This window comes from Actinocatenispora thailandica (genome assembly GCF_016865425.1).
Lineage (GTDB): Bacteria > Actinomycetota > Actinomycetes > Mycobacteriales > Micromonosporaceae > Actinocatenispora > Actinocatenispora thailandica.
This window is the reverse complement of the sequence record NZ_AP023355.1, coordinates 1,723,071-1,739,109: the sequence shown is the minus strand read 5'-3', so window position 1 is coordinate 1,739,109 and position 16,039 is coordinate 1,723,071. Positions and strand designations below refer to the sequence as shown.

Annotated in this window: 15 protein-coding genes; 4 read left to right on the top strand and 11 right to left on the bottom strand. The window is 72.9% G+C overall.

Going from position 1 to position 16,039, the window contains the following annotated elements; all coding sequences use genetic code 11:
• Nucleotides 1–3: 3 nt before the first annotated feature.
• The gene (locus Athai_RS07570; protein WP_203960821.1) at nt 4–660 is read right to left on the bottom strand and encodes a CBS domain-containing protein; all 657 of its coding nucleotides are present in this window, start codon (nt 658–660) and stop codon (nt 4–6) included.
• Nucleotides 661–937: 277 nt separating this feature from the next.
• Here Athai_RS07570 and Athai_RS07565 point away from each other — a divergent pair, with 277 nt between their 5' ends.
• Complete coding sequence (locus Athai_RS07565; RefSeq protein WP_203960820.1) at nt 938–1,342, top strand: Hsp20/alpha crystallin family protein; 405 nt, start codon at nt 938–940, stop codon at nt 1,340–1,342.
• A 122-nt stretch (nt 1,343–1,464) separates the two neighbouring features.
• Here the strand turns inward: Athai_RS07565 and Athai_RS07560 are convergent, their stop codons facing one another.
• Entirely contained in the window at nt 1,465–1,920 is a 456-nt protein-coding gene (locus Athai_RS07560; protein ID WP_203960819.1) for a universal stress protein, read from the bottom strand.
• Nucleotides 1,921–2,208: 288 nt separating this feature from the next.
• Here Athai_RS07560 and Athai_RS07555 point away from each other — a divergent pair, with 288 nt between their 5' ends.
• Together Athai_RS07555 and Athai_RS07550 are read left to right on the top strand one after the other, a co-directional pair.
• Nucleotides 2,209–2,475 (top strand): DUF1876 domain-containing protein, encoded by a 267-nt coding sequence (locus Athai_RS07555; RefSeq protein ID WP_203960818.1) that lies wholly within the window; start codon nt 2,209–2,211, stop codon nt 2,473–2,475.
• A gap of 78 nt (nt 2,476–2,553) precedes the next feature.
• Nucleotides 2,554–3,555, top strand: coding sequence for an Acg family FMN-binding oxidoreductase (locus tag Athai_RS07550; RefSeq protein ID WP_203960817.1), 1,002 nt, complete (start codon nt 2,554–2,556; stop codon nt 3,553–3,555).
• 26 nt (nt 3,556–3,581) lie between these two features.
• Here Athai_RS07550 and Athai_RS07545 read toward each other — a convergent pair whose 3' ends face one another.
• The 6 genes from Athai_RS07545 to Athai_RS07520 all read right to left on the bottom strand — a co-directional run bounded on the left by Athai_RS07545 (nt 3,582) and on the right by Athai_RS07520 (nt 10,734).
• Nucleotides 3,582–6,233 carry a bifunctional acetate--CoA ligase family protein/GNAT family N-acetyltransferase gene (locus tag Athai_RS07545; protein WP_203960816.1) on the bottom strand — a complete coding sequence of 884 codons (2,652 nt, stop codon included), beginning with the start codon at nt 6,231–6,233 and terminating at the stop codon, nt 3,582–3,584.
• Nucleotides 6,234–6,287: 54 nt separating this feature from the next.
• A complete protein-coding gene (locus tag Athai_RS07540; RefSeq protein WP_203960815.1) occupies nt 6,288–6,686 on the bottom strand; it encodes an STAS domain-containing protein in 399 nt (132 codons plus the stop codon).
• Nucleotides 6,683–7,711: an alcohol dehydrogenase catalytic domain-containing protein gene (locus Athai_RS07535; protein ID WP_203960814.1), complete on the bottom strand. Its 1,029-nt coding sequence runs from the start codon at nt 7,709–7,711 to the stop codon at nt 6,683–6,685. Before Athai_RS07535 ends, Athai_RS07540 begins: the two co-directional genes overlap by 4 nt.
• Nucleotides 7,712–7,944: 233 nt before the next feature.
• Nucleotides 7,945–8,226, bottom strand: a complete 282-nt coding sequence (locus Athai_RS07530; RefSeq protein WP_203960813.1) for a hypothetical protein — start codon at nt 8,224–8,226, stop codon at nt 7,945–7,947.
• Nucleotides 8,227–8,356: 130 nt separating this feature from the next.
• Complete coding sequence (locus tag Athai_RS34725; RefSeq protein ID WP_275422640.1) at nt 8,357–8,890, bottom strand: glycosyl hydrolase family 65 domain-containing protein; 534 nt, start codon at nt 8,888–8,890, stop codon at nt 8,357–8,359.
• Complete coding sequence (locus Athai_RS07520) at nt 8,890–10,734, bottom strand: glycoside hydrolase family 65 protein (protein WP_203960811.1); 1,845 nt, start codon at nt 10,732–10,734, stop codon at nt 8,890–8,892. Before Athai_RS07520 ends, Athai_RS34725 begins: the two co-directional genes overlap by 1 nt.
• A gap of 308 nt (nt 10,735–11,042) precedes the next feature.
• Here Athai_RS07520 and Athai_RS07515 point away from each other — a divergent pair, with 308 nt between their 5' ends.
• Entirely contained in the window at nt 11,043–13,784 is a 2,742-nt protein-coding gene (locus tag Athai_RS07515) for a cation-translocating P-type ATPase (protein ID WP_203960810.1), read from the top strand.
• Between the two features lie 80 nt (nt 13,785–13,864).
• Here the strand turns inward: Athai_RS07515 and Athai_RS07510 are convergent, their stop codons facing one another.
• From Athai_RS07510 to sqr, 3 genes are read right to left on the bottom strand one after another with little or no spacing between them, the layout of a single operon-like run.
• On the bottom strand, nt 13,865–14,377 hold the full coding sequence (locus Athai_RS07510; protein ID WP_203960809.1) for a DsrE/DsrF/DrsH-like family protein: 513 nt from the start codon (nt 14,375–14,377) through the stop codon (nt 13,865–13,867).
• A 17-nt stretch (nt 14,378–14,394) separates the two neighbouring features.
• Nucleotides 14,395–14,709 (bottom strand): TusE/DsrC/DsvC family sulfur relay protein, encoded by a 315-nt coding sequence (locus Athai_RS07505; protein WP_203960808.1) that lies wholly within the window; start codon nt 14,707–14,709, stop codon nt 14,395–14,397.
• Nucleotides 14,706–15,947 carry a type III sulfide quinone reductase, selenoprotein subtype gene (sqr, locus tag Athai_RS07500; protein ID WP_203960807.1) on the bottom strand — a complete coding sequence of 414 codons (1,242 nt, stop codon included), beginning with the start codon at nt 15,945–15,947 and terminating at the stop codon, nt 14,706–14,708. Before sqr ends, Athai_RS07505 begins: the two co-directional genes overlap by 4 nt.
• Nucleotides 15,948–16,039 lie beyond the last annotated feature (92 nt).

Sequence of the window (16,039 nt, the reverse complement as noted above, 5' to 3'; positions counted from 1 at the left end):
CGCTCAGGCGGACACCCGCCGGGCGGTCAGCTTGTTGACCACGTCCACCACGCCGTTGACCGCCCGGGTGAGCTGGGTGACCAGCGGGATCATCGCGTCGTGTTCGACCTGCCCGGACAGCGTGACGATGCCGTCGTCGACCTCCACGTAGATCTCGGTGGGGTCGGAGGCAAGCGCCCCGCGCACGACCTCCCGAACGACGTCGCCGCGGATCTCGGCGTCGCTGCGGAGGAAGTCCTGCAGCAGGTCCCCCCGGGACACGATGCCGACCAGGGCACCAGTCTCGTTCACCACCGGCAGGTGGTTGACGGCACCGTCGTGCATCAGCCGCGCCGCCTGCACCAGGCTGGCATCCGACGACACGGTCAGTACCGGGGTCGACATCAGGCTGGTGACGCGATCGCTCGCCGCCTTGATCATGGCCTGGCGCTGCCGGTGCCGGGCGAACAGCCGGGGTTCCAGCGTGTCGGGTACCAGCGCGACCTTGGCCAGCAGGTCCGACTCCGAGGCGATTCCGGCCAGGTGCCGTTGTTCGTCCAGGACCGGGATCGCACCGATCCGGTTGCCGAGCAACAGTTCCACTGCCTGCTTGTAGGTGGCGTCTTCGTTGATCGTGACAACTGGAGCGGTCATCACGTCGCGCACCTTCGTGGTCGCCATCGTCCCTCCCGTACCGTGCCCGGCCACGACCGGCGTCGGGGCCGAAGGTTCCGCCGCCCGCCCGGCGCCGGTTCCCGCGTTGTCTGCAGGAAACGCCGGGGTGCCCGTCGCCGGGCAGTGCCGATCGGACCGAGACCCACCTGCTTGTCGACCCATCCGTCACCCGCACGGCTCGCGCTCCGGGCCGAACGGCCTGCCCGCGGCATGGCGCGCGGCCCTTGGCGTCGCGGCGGTCGGCGGCCACAGTGGCGGCACACCCGACGATGGAGGTGTCGTGATGGCTGGTACAAGTGTCGAACTGTTGCCCCGGGAGCTGTGGGACTGGTTGCCCTGGCCGGGAATGCGACCCTGGCGTGACGCGGCGTCGATGCGGATCGAGGACTCGCTGGATGACGGGCAGTACGTGATCCGCGCCGAACTGCCGGGTATCGACCCCGAAACGGGCCTGGCGGTGACGGTGTCCAACGGTCTGCTCAAGATCCACGCCGAGCGACGGTCGGAGTCCAAGACCCACCGGCACGACGAGTTCTCCTACGGCTCGTTCGACCGGATCCTGCCGCTGCCCGAGGGAGCCGACGAAGGCAGCGTGACGGCTCGGTACGACAAGGGTGTGCTGGAGATCCGGATGCGGGTCGAGGGCAAGCGCGCCGAACCCCGCACCGTACCGGTCGAGACCGAATAGCCACGCCCGAGAGCCGGGCTCGTCCCTGCTGGCGCCGGTGGGCCTCGTGCTCCCGGCGCCGGTGGTTGTTCCCGGCGCCGGGTGACGTACAACGCCGGCACGGTCACGGGCGCGGCGAGCGTTCAGTCGGCGGCGGCCCGGACGATGACCACCGGGCATCCGGCATGCTGGGCGCAACGCTGGCTCACCGAGCCCAGCAGCGCCTGGACGAAGCCGCCCTTCCCGCGGGAACCGACGACCAGCAGATCGGCGTTGCGGGCGGCGTTGATCAACGCGGTGGCCGGGTTCGCGTTCATCACGTGTGCCTCGATGCGCACGCTCAGCCCGGTTTCCTTCACCGCCTCGTCGATCGCGTCATCCAGCACCTCGCGTGCCGCACCGGAGAGATCGACGTCGAGACTGGGCGCCATCCCGTGGTACGGCGGCATCTCCCAGGCCGTGATCGCCTCGACCGGTGTCTCGGTCACCGTTGCCTGCCGGATCGCCCAGCGCAGCGCCTGCTGCGCGGATGCCGAGCCGTCGACCCCGACGACGATGCGCCCGCCGTGCTGGTGCGCGCCACCCATGACTGTCGACATCAGAACCCCCCACAACGCTGCGTACCGACCAGTCCAGCCGTTGCGGCGGCCCCCGCGTAGGGCCATCGGGCGGTGCGGCGGGGGCCGTTCGGCTCCGCCTCGGGCGCGTCCAGCCGTGCCGGGGCCGTGGTACCCGACCGGCGATGTCTGCCCGCCCGACGTCGTGCCCACCGGCACGGATGTCCGCCGGCCCGAAGCGGTGCCGACCGGCACGGTGGCGGCGATCCGATTGGCCCTGTGCCGCCCGTGGCTACCGGTGTGTGCTCGTCGGAAAGGAAGGAGTACGCCATGCATCAGAAGCGCTGGAACGTCGAGATCTTCGTGGACGACGACGAGGGCCGCAGCTATGCGGAGGCTCGGTTGCACACCGGCGAAGCCGAGTCGGTGACCGGGCGCGGTCGTGCCCGGGTCAACCCGGCCGACGACGACATCCCGGAGATCGGCGACGAACTCGCCGTGGCACGCGCCCTGACCGACCTCGGACACCGGCTGCTGTTGACCTCGTCCCGGGACATCTCGGCGGTCACCCATGACGAGGTTCGGCTCACCCACTGACCCGACCGGCGACCAGCGGCGGTCCGATCGTGCCGGGACACCGGCTCGGCGCGCGGGCAGCGCCGTCAAGGAGCATTCATGGCTACGATCGACCTCCCTGCCGCGCCGGCGGGAGACCGAGGTGCGTCGTCCGGGCCGTTGTGGCGTGCGGTGAGCATCGCGCTGCGCGCCCCGTCGATCTTCAACACCCAACCCTGGCGATGGCGCCTCCGGTCCGGCAACGCGTGGCTGTCGGCCGATCGGACCCGCCAGCTGGCCAACATCGACCCGGACGGCCGGCTGCTCACGGTCAGCTGCGGTGTCGCGCTACACCACGCTGGGCGCGCCCTGGCCGCCATCGGCCACCGACCCGACATCCTGCGGTGGCCCGACCCGGACCGGCCCGATCTGCTGGCCCGACTGTCCGCCGGGGCCGCCCGCGAGCCGACGCCGGAGGACGTCCGGGCGCTGCACGCGATGCTGTCGCGCCGCACCGACCGCCGCCCCAGCGCGCAGGACGTGCAGCTGCCGGGCTACCAGCTCGATGCGTTGCGCGATGCGGTGGAGGCGCACGGCGTGCACCTGCACGTGGTGCGCGAGGAACAGCTGCCGGTGCTGGCCGTGGCGGCGGCGCATGCCGCCCAGGTCGAACTCGCCGACCCGGAGCTGCGCGACGATCTCGACCGCTGGACCCATCGCTCGCCCGCCGAGCACGACGGGATCACCGCCGACACGGTGGTCGCCTCGGTCGCCCGGCGCGTCCCGCAGCGGCCGTTCCTGCCCGACCGTGAGGCGCAGCTGTCTCCCGGTACCGGCAGTGACCGGTCGGCGAGCTACGCGGTGCTGTTCACCGACGCCGACGACCGCCAGGCCTGGCTGGCGGCCGGTGAGGCGCTGTCCGCGCTGCTCATCGACGCCACCCAGCGACACGTCTCGGTGAATCCGATCAGCAGCGCGGTCGAGGTTGCGGCCTCCCGCGCCGAGCTGTCCGGGATGCTCTGCCACGTCGGCTATCCGGTGCTGGCACTGCGGTTGGCTCTCGGCGCCGGGCGCCCGCCACGGTCGCCCCGCCGGGCACCGTCCGACGTGATCGACACCTGACGGCCGGCCCGCCGCGGGCCGGCCGGTCAGCGCGCCGGCCGTAAGGTCCGGCTGTAGGGGTCCGGCGCCTCCTCCGGTGCCGCCAGGCGCATCCGGACGTCGACCGGGGTCACACCGCCGGGCCCGGCGATCACCGGATTGAGGTCCAACTCGGCGATCTCGGGCAGGTCCACGGCCAGCCGCCCCAGCCGGAGCAGCAGCTGTTCCACCGCGCTGGTGTCGACCGGCGGGTGGCCGCGCTCGCCGCGCAGGGCGGGGGCGATTCGCAGCCCGCGCCACATCCCGGCGGCGTCCCGGTCGGTGAGCGGCAGCAGGTGCACGGTACGGTCGTCGATCAGTTCGGTCAGGGTGCCGCCGGCGCCGAGCAGTACCACCGGACCGAACAGCGGATCGTGCCGGATACCGGCGAGCAGTTCCACACCGGGCCGGATCATCGGCTGTACCAGCAGATCGCCGGCGGGCTGCCCGGTCACGGCGACGATCTCGGCGACCGCTGCGCGCACGGCGCCGTCACCCGACAGCCCCAACCGCACCGCGCCCGCCTCGGCCTTGTGGACCAACCCGCCGGTGGCCGGCTTCACCGCGACCGGGTACCCGAGGTCCCGACCGGTACGGACCGCGTCGGCGGCGGCGACCACCCGCCCCGGGAACGGGATGCCGTAGTCGGCCAGCACCGCGATCGCGGTCCCGGCCGGCACCCAACCGGCCCCCGCCGTGTCGAGCTGGTGCCGCACCCGGGAACGCGCCGGGTCCGGTCGCAGGCCCGGCGGCGTCACCTGCACACCGGGCGGGGTGTGCCGCCACCGGGCGTAGCGTGCCGCGTGGCCGACCGCGCGTACCGCGCGTTCCACCGACGGGTACACCGGGACACCGCGCGCCCCGAGTCGCGACGGCGGGTCCGCCACACCGACCAGGACCACCGCAGCCGGTACGGTCGGCGCCGTGTCGAGCCCGCGAACGACGGCGTGCAGCATCTCGGTCGGGTCGACGGTACGGATGGCGATCAGGGTGACCAGCACACTGTCGACGGCGGCACTGGTCGCCAACCGGCCGACCGCGTCGGCCAGAACCGCGGGCGTGCAGCCGGCGCCGAGATCGACCGGATTGCGCTGCCCGGTGGCGGGCAGGGTCGCGACCAGCGAGTCGGGCAGCGCGGGGACGGCCAGCCCCGCCGACTCGGCGGCGTCCGCGGCCAGGATGTTGAGGCCACCGGCGTTGCCGACGACGCCGACCCGGTCACCGGCCGGCAGCGGCTGGTCGACCAGCATCCGGGCGGCGTCCAGCAGCTCGTCGGGATCCGCCGTGCGGACGACACCGGCCTGCGCGAACAGCGCGTCGACGATCGCGTCGGGGGTGGCCACCGCGGCGCTGTGCGAGGCGCCGGCCCGCTGCCCGCTGCGGCTGCGGCCGCTCTTGACCGCCAGCACCGGTTTGCGGCGCCCCAGCGCCCGGGCCAGCCGGGCGAACCGCCCCGGGTTGCCGAACGACTCCAGGTACAGCGCCACCGCGCGGGTCGACTCGTCGTCGTACCAGTAGGCCAGCAGGTCGTTGCCGGACACGTCGGCCTTGTTGCCCAACGAGACGAACGTCGAGATGCCGACGGCGGCGCGGGACGCCCCGTCCAGCAGCGCCACGCCCACGGCGCCGGACTGGGAGGCCACCGCCAGCCCGCCCGGCAGCGGGCGGTGCGGGGCGAACGTGGCGTCCAGCCGCACCGCCGGAGCGGTGTTGAGCACGCCGAGGCAGTTGGGCCCGATCACCCGCATGCTGGCGCCGCGGGCGATCCGGATCAGCTCGCGCTGCCGGTCGAGCCGGCCGGCGTCGCCCAGGTCCTCGGCGAGCACCACGGCGGCCCGCACACCGCGGTGCGCGGCGTCGCGCAGCACGGCCGCGCAGGCCGGTACCGGCACCGCGATCACGGCGAGGTCCGGCGGCTCCGGCAACTGGTCGACCGAGGGGTAGCACACCACCCCGCACACCTTCTCGGCATGCGGGTTGACCGCATAGACCGGCCCGGCGAAGCCGCCTTCGAGGATCGACGCCAGCACCTCGTGCCCGACTCCGCCGGCCGACCGGCCGGCGCCGACGACCGCAACCGACCGCGGCGCCAGGGCGGGCAGCAGCGAGTGGCGTTCGGCGTTGCGGGCCCGGGCGTCGAGTCCGGCCAGCGCGGCCTCCCCCGGGAGCGTGGCGATCCGGATGCCCACCACGCCCGACGCGGCCGGGTCGTACCCTGCCGCGAGGCCGTGCGAGACCGCCAGCATGGCCGTGTTGACCGCCAGCACCTCGCCGGTGAGGGTGCGGATGCCGTTGCGGCGCCCGATCGCGGCCAGCTCCTCCACCAGCAGGGTGCCGATCCCCCGGCCGTGCCACCCGTCGGCGACCAGGACGGCCAGCTCGGCGGTGTCGCCGTCGAGGCGCTCGTAGGATCCGAGCCCCACCAGGTCGGCGCCGAACTGGGCCAGCACGGCGGCGTGGTCGGGGCCGGCCGGGCGGGTCAGCCGTGCGAGCTCCGGCTCCACCACGTCGGTTCCGGAGCTGAAGAACCTCAGGTACCGGCTCTGGGCCGACAGCCCGGTCAGCAGCGTCCGGATCTGGTCGGCGTCGCCGGGCCGGCACTGCCGCAGCCGTACCACCTGCCCGCCCGTGTCGAGAACGTCGACGCCCGGCTCGGTCATTGTCGCCTCCTGCACACGATTACGGTCGAGTGACCGGACCGGGATCCGCCGCGCCTACAGGTAGGCGCGGTCGTCGATCTGGTCCCGGATCCGTCCGGCGACCGCGCTGGGCACGTCGTCGTAGATCGCGACCCCCGCCGGTACACCGGTCAGGAACAGCGTGGTGCGGACCAACGGCTGCGGATCGCAGAGCCGCACGTCGAAACCGCGGCGCGCCAGCGCGGCGATCGCCCCGAGCAGGCCGTCGATACCGTCGGCGGTAACGAGATGCAGCCCGGACAGGTCGAGCAGGACCACCTCGCCGGTGCGGTGGGGCCACAGGTCGGACAGTTGGTGGGCCGGGCCGCGCGATGCGGCGCCGACCGTGCCGTCCCACTCGATCAGCAGACCCCTCGGCGTCCGGCGGACGCGCACCGGCGGCAGCTGTTCGACGCCCTCGAACGTGCCGCTCACCGGTTCAGCACCACCTTCAGCGCGCCGCTGCCGGCCGGATCGGCGAACACGTCGTAGGCGTCGGCCATCTCCGCCAGCTCGAACCGGTGCGTCAGCAGGTCCGACGGGTCCAGCAACCCTTCGGAGTACATCGACAGCAGCTGCGGCGTCGACCAGCCGTCGACCAGCCCGGTGGTGATCGTGACGTCGCGGATCCACAGGTCCTCCAGGTGCAGGGCCGCCGGCGCACCGTGCACGCCGACGTTGGCCACCCGCCCGCCCGGGCGTACCAGCCGGGTGCACAGCTCGAAGGACTCCGGCCGGCCGACCGCCTCGATGGCCACGTCGGCGCCGAGCCCGTCACCGAACCGGCGGAGCGTGGCCGCGGCCTCGTCGGGGTCGATGGCGGTGCTGGCCACCCGCAGTGCCACCTGGCGCCGGGCCGGTGCCGGGTCGATCGCCACGAGCTGCGCGGGCGAGTAGAGCCGCGCGCACAGCATCGCCGACCAGCCGATCGGCCCCGCGCCGACGACGGCGACCACGGAGCCGGGTTCGACCCGACCGTTGCGCACCCCGACCTCGTAGGCGGTGGGAACGATGTCGGCGAACAGCACGGCCACCTGGTCCGAGATCGTGTCGGGCAACACGTAGGTGGACAGATCGGCGAACGGGACACGGGCGTACTCGGCCTGGACTCCGTCGATGAGATGGCCCAGGATCCAGCCGCCGCCGTTGCGGCACTGCCCGTAGTGACCGAACCGGCAGGCCGGGCACCGGCCGCAGCCGGAGATGCACGACACCAACACGCGATCGCCGACGGCCCGCCCGGCCGACGTGCCGGCGGCGACGACCGTACCGACCGCCTCGTGTCCGAGTATCCGTCCGGGTTTCACCTCGGGTACGTCACCGCCGAGGATGTGCAGGTCGGTGCCGCAGATCGTCACCGCGTCCACCCGGACCACGACATCACGGTCGTCCTCGATCCCCGGGTCCGGCACCGTCGTCCACGACTTGTCCCCGTTCCCCTGGTACACCAACGCCTTCATGTCCTCCCCCTTGCCATCGCCGTGGCATCGACCTCGTCGATGAAGGCTCCGCGACGCCCGCGATCGGGCGCCTCGCCCAGCCGTTCCGGTTGGTCTGCTGCCAGGCTCGTCCCGGTGCGGTGCCACCGGGCAGTGCCGAACGCCTCCCGGCGGCAGGCACTCCATCCCCGTACCGCGGTTCGCGGCGGCGATCCCACCGGCCCCTCTGGACACCGATCCGGTACCGGTGCTGGTCAGTGCTGTTCGCCGCCGGGCCGACCGGCCGCCCGAAGCGTTCGGTCGGCGACGACCGCCACCAGGATGGTGGCCGACGGATCCCGGTCGAGCGCCAGTTGGTGCGCGACGGTGGTCTTGATCCGGTCGCCGACGTACTGCGGTACCCGCTGGGCACAGGCGATGCGTACCCGCACCCCACCGCCCCGCTCCTCGATCTCGACCCGGTGTGCCGGCCGCATGCCGTACTCGCGGAGCACGTCGCCGACGATCGTCATCACCTGGCGACGGATCCCGCTCAACCGTGCTGATTCTCGAACCTGCGATGGCATCGGTTCCCCCTCCCACCGGTAGCCTCGGCCACCCGGTTCGGCCGGCACAGTGCCGAACGGCCGGGCCGGAGCGGGACCCCAGGGACCGCCGGCGGCGGGGCTAAAGGGTGAGCCGCAGCGTGTCGGCGGGTGCCAGCAGGTGGTCGGCGCCGCGGTGGCGGACCACGATCGGGTGCTGCCGGCCGGGCCGGGAGCTGATGGTGAGTTGGTCGTGGCGGATGGACACCGCCAACGAGTGGCCCTGGTACCGCTGCCGCAGCTCCAGGGTGCCCAGTTCGGCCGGCCAGCGCGGTTCGACCAGCAGCGCGTCGTCGTGCACCTCGATACCGGCGAAGCAGCGGCGGACCAGGTCGACGCTGCCGGCCATCGCGCCCAGATGGATGCCTTCTGCCGTCGTTCCGCCCTGGATGTCCGCGGTGTCGGCCGACAGCACCTGGTCGAGGTAGTGCTCGGCCTGGTGCCGGTGCGCGCGGGCCAGGACCCAGGCGTGCACCAGCGCGCTGAGCGTCGAGCCGTGCGAGGTCCGGGCGAGGTAGTAGTCGATCAGGTGCGGGAGGTCCGCGACGCGAAACGGGCAGCCCAGTTGGGCCAGCACTTCGGCGAACTCGCCGGCCGGCAGCAGGTGCAGCAGCATCAGCACGTCGGCCTGCTTCGACGCCCGGTAGCAGTTGACGTCCCGCCCTCCGCCTCCAGGATGCGGTCCAGTCGCTGGATGTTGCCGTACCGGGTGCGGTAGTCGGCCCAGTCCAGCTCCGCGAGGTCCTGGTAGCCCTCGAACTGGGCGAGCAGCCCGTTGTCCAGCATCGGTACCGCCAGCCGCCGCATCACCTGCTCCCAGCGGGACGGTTCGTGGGTACCCAGCCCCAGCCGCTCGGACAGCTCGATGCGCGGCGCCTCCGGCAGCTCGGCCAGCAGGTCGCCGGCGCGGCGGAGCACCCACGCGGTCATCACGTTGGTGTAGGTGTTGTTGTCGATGCCGGGACGGTCGCTGCCCGGGTACCGGGTGTGGAACTCGTCGGGTCCGACGACGCCGCGGATGACGTAACGGTCCTGGGAGCGGTCGTAGCGCGCCAGGCTGGCGAAGAACCGGGCCACCTCGACCAGGATCTCCGCCCCCTGCCGGTACAGGAACTCGCGATCGCCGGTGGCCCGGTGGTACTGCCACACGTTGAAGGCCACCGCGAGCCCGACGTGGTGCGCCAGGTGGCTGTGGTCGTCCACCCAGCGTCCGGACCGCGGGTTCAGGTGGGTGGTGGGGCTCTGCTCCCGGCCGTCGCTGCCGGACTGCCACGGGAACATCGCACCGACGTGCCCGGCCCCGGCCGCCGCGGTGCGCGCCGCCGGCAGGCGCCGGTACCGGTACTGCAACACGGCGCGGGCCACCTCCGGCAACCAGGCCGTCAAGGTCGGAACGACGAACAGCTCGTCCCAGAACACGTGGCCCCGGTACGCCTCGCCGGACAGTCCGCGCGCCGGTACCCCGACGTCCAGGTCGGCCGTGTGCGGTGACAGCGTCTGCAGCAGGTGGAACGTGTGCAGCCGGACCGCCCGGAGCCGCTCCGGCGGGCCGCCGAACGTCGTCCGGATGCCGTCCCACAGCTGGCGCCACGCGAGCACGTGCCCCGGCAGCATCGCGTCGAAACCGCCGGCGCGCCGGGCCGCCCCGGTCGCCGCCTCCCGCGGCTCGCAGATCGCGCGGTCCCGGGAGGTGAAGTAGGTGACGGTCTTGTCCACGGTCAGCTCGCCGCCCGCGGCGAGGTCGGTGTCGACCTGCCACCAGATCCGGTCCCCGTCGCGCACCGCGCGCCACCGGTCGACCGGCGCACCCAGCAGTTCGTGCGTTGCCGCCGTCACGACACGCACCTGGGACTGGACGGTCGCGGTGTCGGCGACCAGCACGCCGTCCTCGTCGGCCGCCAGGGACAGCACCCGCAGGTGCCGGCCGGCAAGCTCGGCGTACCGGTCGACGCCGGAGTTGGTCACCGACGCGTCCAGCCCGCTGCGCAGCCGCACCGCGCCCGACCAGTCCTCCGCGTGCAGGGTCACCGACGAGGCCGCCCGGTGCGGGTCGGCCATGTCCACCAGGCGGCGCTGGACCACCGTGGACGTGCGGCCTGCCGTGTCGCGGTAGCGCAGCTGCCGGGTCAGCACGCCGCATCGCAGGTCCAGCTCCTGCCGGTAGGACAGGATCGTCACCTCGGACAGGTCGAACCACCCGCCGCCGTCCACCGAGTAGCTCCAGGGCAGCCAGTCGGTGACGTTGACCATGCTCTCGTCGGCGGTCCGCGACCCGGCCACGGTGCTGGTGAGCCGGTCGTAGCAGCCGGCGAGGTAGCTCCCCCGGTACCCGCCGGAGCCGGGCTCGGGGGCCGCGCCCCGGGTCGCGAGGTACCCGTTGCCCAGGGTGCACAGCGCCTCCCGGAGGCGCTCCTCGTCGGGCCGGAACCGGTCGTAGCTCAACCGCCACGGGTCGGCCATGCCAACTCCTCCCGCCGCGATCGACTCGGTCCGGCCCGATCCGCCGCGGCGGTGCCGAACCGGGCGGCGCGTACCGATGGGGCGAACACCCCCGAGGATCGGGCACCACGCCGGTTACCGGCAGGGCCATCAGGGCCGCCCCGACCGAGCCGACCGGCCCGGCCGCCGCGGCACCGGACCGCCTCCGTTCGGATCCCCCGACCGCCTGCCGCGGATACCGGCGCCGCCTGCCGCCGGTACCGGATGCCCGACGGTGATGGGCCGGACGACCCATCACACCGGTACGGCAGTGGGCCGATCCTGGGCATATGTCCGTACCCGCGGCGCCGGCCGAGGTCGAATCGAGCCGTACCGATCCGCGCGAGGCCGTCGCCCTGCTGCAGCGCCATCTGCGTTCCTCACCCCGGGGCCTGACCAGCCGGGAAGCCGCGCGCCGGCTGACCCGCTACGGGCCAAACACGCTGCGCCAGCAGAGCAGCCGGCACTGGGTGCGCGACCTCGCCGCGCAGTTCACCCACCCGCTGGCGCTGCTGCTGTGGCTCGCCGCGGCGCTGGCCGCCGCCGACCGCACGCTGGTACTCACCGCCGCCATCGTGGCGGTGATCATCCTCAACGCGGTACTCGCCTTCGTTCAGGAGCATCGCGCGGAGCGAGCGGTGGCCGCGCTCGCCGGATACCTGCCGCAGCACGCCAGCGTGCTTCGCGACGGGCAGCAGACCAGCGTTCCGGCGGCCGAGCTGGTCCCCGGCGACGTCATGATCGCCGCCGAGGGTGAACGCATCTCGGCCGACGCGCGGCTGCTGGACGGCGAGGTCGAAGTCGACCTCTCGGCACTGACCGGCGAGTCGCTGCCGGTCGCCCGCGCCGCCACCCTGGTCGACACCACCGGCGAGCTCCTCGATGCCCGCGACCTGCTGTTCTCCGGTTCGATCTGTACCCAGGGGTCGGCCCGTGCGATGGTCTACGCGACCGGCATGTCCACCGAGATCGGCCGCATCGCGTCGCTGACCGGTCGGCTGCACCGCGACCAGAGCCCGCTGGAACGGCAGGTCAAGCGGGTCGCCTGGCTGATCGCCGCTGTCGCCGTCGGGATCGGGCTGCTGTTCTTCCCGATCGGGATCTTCGCCGCCGGGATGTCGCTGCCGGACGCCGCGAACTTCGCGATCGGGCTGCTGGTGGCCAACGTCCCCGAAGGGCTGCTGCCCACCATCACCCTGGCGCTCGCCGTCGGGGTCCGGGAACTCGCCCGCCTCGGCGCCGTGGTCAAACGCCTCAGCTCGGTCGAGACGCTCGGATCCACGTCGGTGATCTGCACCGACAAGACCGGCACCCTGACCCGCAACAAGCTGACCGCGGTCGCCGTGTGGACGCTCGCCGGCGAGACTCCGCTGCGACCGGCCCCGGACCGGCCGGCGCCGGTCTGCCGGCTGCTCGCCGAGACGGTGTGGTCGTGCAACACCGCCTCGATCGACGCGCAGGGCCGGGAGTACGGCGACCCGACCGAGGTCGCCCTGGTGGCCGCGGCGAACCAGCTCGGCATCGACACCGATCCCACCGGCCGCCAACACGACCAGCGACGCGTCTACCCGTTCGACCCGTCCATCCGGCTGATGTCCACGGTGGACGAGCAGGCCGGCACCCGCCAGGTGCACACCAAGGGGGCGCCCGAGGACGTGCTGGCGCACAGCACCCGGATCATGACCGCGACCGGGGCGGCCGTCGAGCTGACCGCCGACGTCCGGCAGCAGGTCACCGCCGCCATCGACCGGTACACCGCCGCCGGGCACCGGCTGATCGCCGGCGCCTGCGGCACCGTTCGGCAGGTTCCGAGCGAGCGCCGCGACGTCGAGACCGGGCTGTGCTTCCTCGGCCTGATCGCCATGATCGACCCGCCGCGACCCGAGGCCGCCGCTGCCGTGGCCGCCTGCCGTACCGCCGGTATCCGGATCGTGATGGTCACCGGGGACCATCCCGGGACCGCCCGGACGATCGCCCGGCAGGTCGGCATCGCCGACGCGGCCACCCCCGTCCTGACCGGCGGGCAGCTGGCCGCGATGCCCGAGCCCGACCTGGCCCGGCTGCTGACCAGGAGCGAGAACCTGGTGTTCGCCCGGACCTCGCCGGAGGCCAAGCTGCGCATCGCCGACGGCTTCCGCGACCTCGGTCACGTCGTGGCGATGACCGGCGACGGTGTCAACGACGCACCGGCCCTGCGGCACGCCGACATCGGGGTCGCGATGGGCCGTTCCGGTACCGACGTCGCCCGTGAAGCGGCGGTGCTGGTGTTGACCGACGACAACTTCGCGACCATCGTCGCCGCCGTCACCGCCGGACGCCGGGTCTATGCCAACGTCCGCAAGTTCATCCTGTACATCTTCGCCCATGCGGTACCCGAGGTCGTCCCGTTCCTGCTCTACGCGCTGTCCGGTGGCGCGATCCCGCTGCCGCTGACGGTGTTGCAGATCCTCGCCATCGATCTGGGTACCGAGACCCTTCCGGCGCTGGCGCTGGGCCGGGAGCCCGCCGAGCCGGGCATCATGCACCAGCCGCCCCGGACCCGGCGATCGGGCATCATCACCGGCCCGCTGCTCGCCCGGGCGTGGGCGTTGCTCGGCGCCGTGTCCGCAGTGCTCGTCACCGCCGGGTTCTTCCTCGTGCTGTGGCACAGCGGATGGCGCCCCGGCGCCGACGTGTCGGCGAGCACCCCGCTGCACCACGGGTACCTGCAGGCCACCACGATGACCTTCCTCGGCATCGTGGCCTGCCAGATCGGTACCGCCTTCGCCGCCCGTACCGACCGGGTGTCGCTGCGCGCGATCGGGCTCACCACCAACCGGCTCCTGCTGTGGGGCATCGCGTTCGAGGTGGCGTTCGCCGCCGCGCTGTGCCTGGTGCCGGGGATCCGGTCGGTGTTCGGCACCGCGCTGCCGCCGACCTGGGCACTCGCCCTGCTGCCCGGCTTCCCGCTGCTGGTCTGGGCCGCCGACGAGACGTTCCGCTGGCGGCAACGGCGCCGCCCGGCGGAGCCGTCCGGCGGGCGCGACGGCTGAAACCCGACCGGACCGCCCGCGTTCGTGGTCGACACCCGCCGGATCGGCCCGGTCCTGCCTGCACCCGCCACCGGGTCGGCTCAGATGAACAGGAGCTGGGCGCCGTCGGTCTTCTCGATGAAGTCGGCGGCCGAGATGATGCCCTCGACCGGCTCGTACAGGTCGTTCTCGTCGACGTGCATCATGTCGGCGGACATCCGGCACGCCCACAGGTGACCGCCCGAATCGACGATCTGGTCCAGGAACTCCGGCACGTCCGGCACGCCGATCTCGGCGATCTGCTGGCGCATCCGGTGGGTGGCCAGCGCGGTCATCCCGGGCAGGCCGCCGAGTCCCTGCGGCAGGTGCGTGGCGGTGTTGCCCAGCATGGTGAACTTCAGGTCCCGCATCCGGGACTTGGTGATCAGGTCGAAGCCCCAGAAGGTGAAGAACATCTGGGTCGGCACGCCCTCGCCGAGCGCGGCGTTGGCCAGTACCAGTCCCGGGTACGCCATGTCCAGGTTGCCCTTGGAACAGATGATGGCGAGGCTGCGTCCCGGTGCGGCGCCGCCGAAGTCCGGTACCGGCGCTTCCTGGGTGTCTACTGTGGACATCGTCGTCTCCTGTGCGGTCAGACGCAGCCGCGCGGCTTGGGCAGCCCCGCGATGTACGCCATCTTCTTCGCCGGCTTGGCGCCGAACAGCTCGAACAGTTCCTTGACCGGGATTCCGCCGACCACCGCGACCCGCCGCAGCGTCGCGGTCTCGCCCCGGGCCGGGAAGTCGTTGCGCAGGAACCGGATCGCGGCCCGGTGCCGGTCGGTGAGGGTGATGCCGATCCGCGCGGCGAGTTCGTCGGCGAGCGCCTCGTCCCACTCGTCGTACTCGGTGAGGAAACCCTCGCCGTCGACGTGCAGTTGGTGCCCGGCGATCGTGGCGACACTCATGATGCGACCTCCTGCGGTACGTGCTTGCCGGCCTTGGACATCCGGGCGGGCAGCGGGAGCGGACGGTCGGGCAGCAGGGCGTGCCAGTACATCCAGCGGAACGCGTGCTTTCCCCAGTGGTTGAGCCGGGTCGGGCGCAGCAACCGGAACGGCCCGAGTCCCGGCACCGGGTAGCTGCCCGGGAGCGGCTCGGTGTCGTAGTTGAAGTCCAGCAGCAGCGCCCGGCCGTCGCCGCACTCGACGAAGCAGTTCGCGTGCCCGTCGAAGTCGGCCTCGGCCGGGCGGCCGTGCAGCCGCGCGGCGAGCGCGTCGGCGAACAGCTCCGCCTCCACGTGCGCCACCGAACCGGCCTTCGAGGTCGGTACGTCGTTGGCGTCGCCCAGCGCGAAGATGTTCTCGTACCCGGCGGCCTGCAGGGTGTGGCGGTCGACGGGTACGTGGTTCAGCTCGTCGCCCAGGCCGGAATCGGCCACGTAGTCGGCGCCCATGTTGAGCGGAACGGTCACCAGCAGGTCGTAACCGAGCCGCCGCCCGTCGTACGAGACGATCCCGTCGCCGGTGACCTGCTCGGCCATGAAGTCGGGTTCCACGATGATGTTCCGGTCGGTGAGCATCGAGCCGAGCAACTGCGAGGCGACCGGCCGGGTGAACGCGCCCGGCAGCGGCGTGGCGTAGGTCAGTTCGGTGCGTCCGCGGAGCCCGCGACGCCGCAGGTGCGCGTCGAGCAGGAAAGCGAACTCCAGCGGCGCGACGGGGCACTTGATCGGCATGTCGACCACGTCGATCACGACCCGGCCGCCGCCGAACCGTTGCAGCGCGCCGGCCAGCCGCTCCGCCCCGTCCAGGGTGTAGAACTCGTGCGCGGTGTCGCCCCACTGCGGGCCGAGCAGGCCGGGCGTCTGGTCCGGGCGTGGCGTGGTGCCGGTCGCGATCACCAGGTACGTGTAGTGCAGCAGCTCGCCTCCGGCGAGCCTCACCAGGTTGTCCGCGGGCTTGACCAGCTCGACCTGGCCGCGAACCAGCCGCACCCCCGACGCCAGGTAGCGGTGTCGCGGCCGGACCAGGTCCGGCCGCTGGTACTCCCCGAAGGGCACCATCAACAGCCCCGGCTGGTAGAGGTGTTCGTCGTCGGCGTCGACCACGGTGATGTGCCACTCGTCGCGGTCCAGCCGGCGGCGCAGGCGGTTCGCCGCGATCGTTCCGGCGGTACCGCCGCCGAGAATCACCACCTGGCCCATCTCCGTACCCCCGTCCGACGGCCGACGCGGCGTACGCGTCGGGGTTGGCGTCTGCGTCCAGCACAGCCGCTCGGGCCGCCGGCGGACAGAGC

Bases quoted from the DNA above. Each gene is read 5' to 3' on its own strand.
- Athai_RS07535 (WP_203960814.1), bottom strand. From the start codon at position 7,711: ATGAAGGCGTTGGTGTACCAGGGGAACGGGGACAAGTCGTGGACGACG.
- Athai_RS07565 (WP_203960820.1), top strand. From the start codon at position 938: ATGGCTGGTACAAGTGTCGAACTGTTGCCCCGGGAGCTGTGGGACTGG.
- Athai_RS07560 (WP_203960819.1), bottom strand. From the start codon at position 1,920: ATGTCGACAGTCATGGGTGGCGCGCACCAGCACGGCGGGCGCATCGTC.
- Athai_RS07515 (WP_203960810.1), top strand. From the start codon at position 11,043: ATGTCCGTACCCGCGGCGCCGGCCGAGGTCGAATCGAGCCGTACCGAT.
- Athai_RS07545 (WP_203960816.1), bottom strand. From the start codon at position 6,233: ATGACCGAGCCGGGCGTCGACGTTCTCGACACGGGCGGGCAGGTGGTA.
- Athai_RS07570 (WP_203960821.1), bottom strand. From the start codon at position 660: ATGGCGACCACGAAGGTGCGCGACGTGATGACCGCTCCAGTTGTCACG.
- Athai_RS07510 (WP_203960809.1), bottom strand. From the start codon at position 14,377: ATGTCCACAGTAGACACCCAGGAAGCGCCGGTACCGGACTTCGGCGGC.
- Athai_RS34725 (WP_275422640.1), bottom strand. From the start codon at position 8,890: ATGCTGCTGCACCTGCTGCCGGCCGGCGAGTTCGCCGAAGTGCTGGCC.
- Athai_RS07505 (WP_203960808.1), bottom strand. From the start codon at position 14,709: ATGAGTGTCGCCACGATCGCCGGGCACCAACTGCACGTCGACGGCGAG.
- Athai_RS07555 (WP_203960818.1), top strand. From the start codon at position 2,209: ATGCATCAGAAGCGCTGGAACGTCGAGATCTTCGTGGACGACGACGAG.
- Athai_RS07520 (WP_203960811.1), bottom strand. From the start codon at position 10,734: ATGGCCGACCCGTGGCGGTTGAGCTACGACCGGTTCCGGCCCGACGAG.
- Athai_RS07550 (WP_203960817.1), top strand. From the start codon at position 2,554: ATGGCTACGATCGACCTCCCTGCCGCGCCGGCGGGAGACCGAGGTGCG.
- sqr (WP_203960807.1), bottom strand. From the start codon at position 15,947: ATGGGCCAGGTGGTGATTCTCGGCGGCGGTACCGCCGGAACGATCGCG.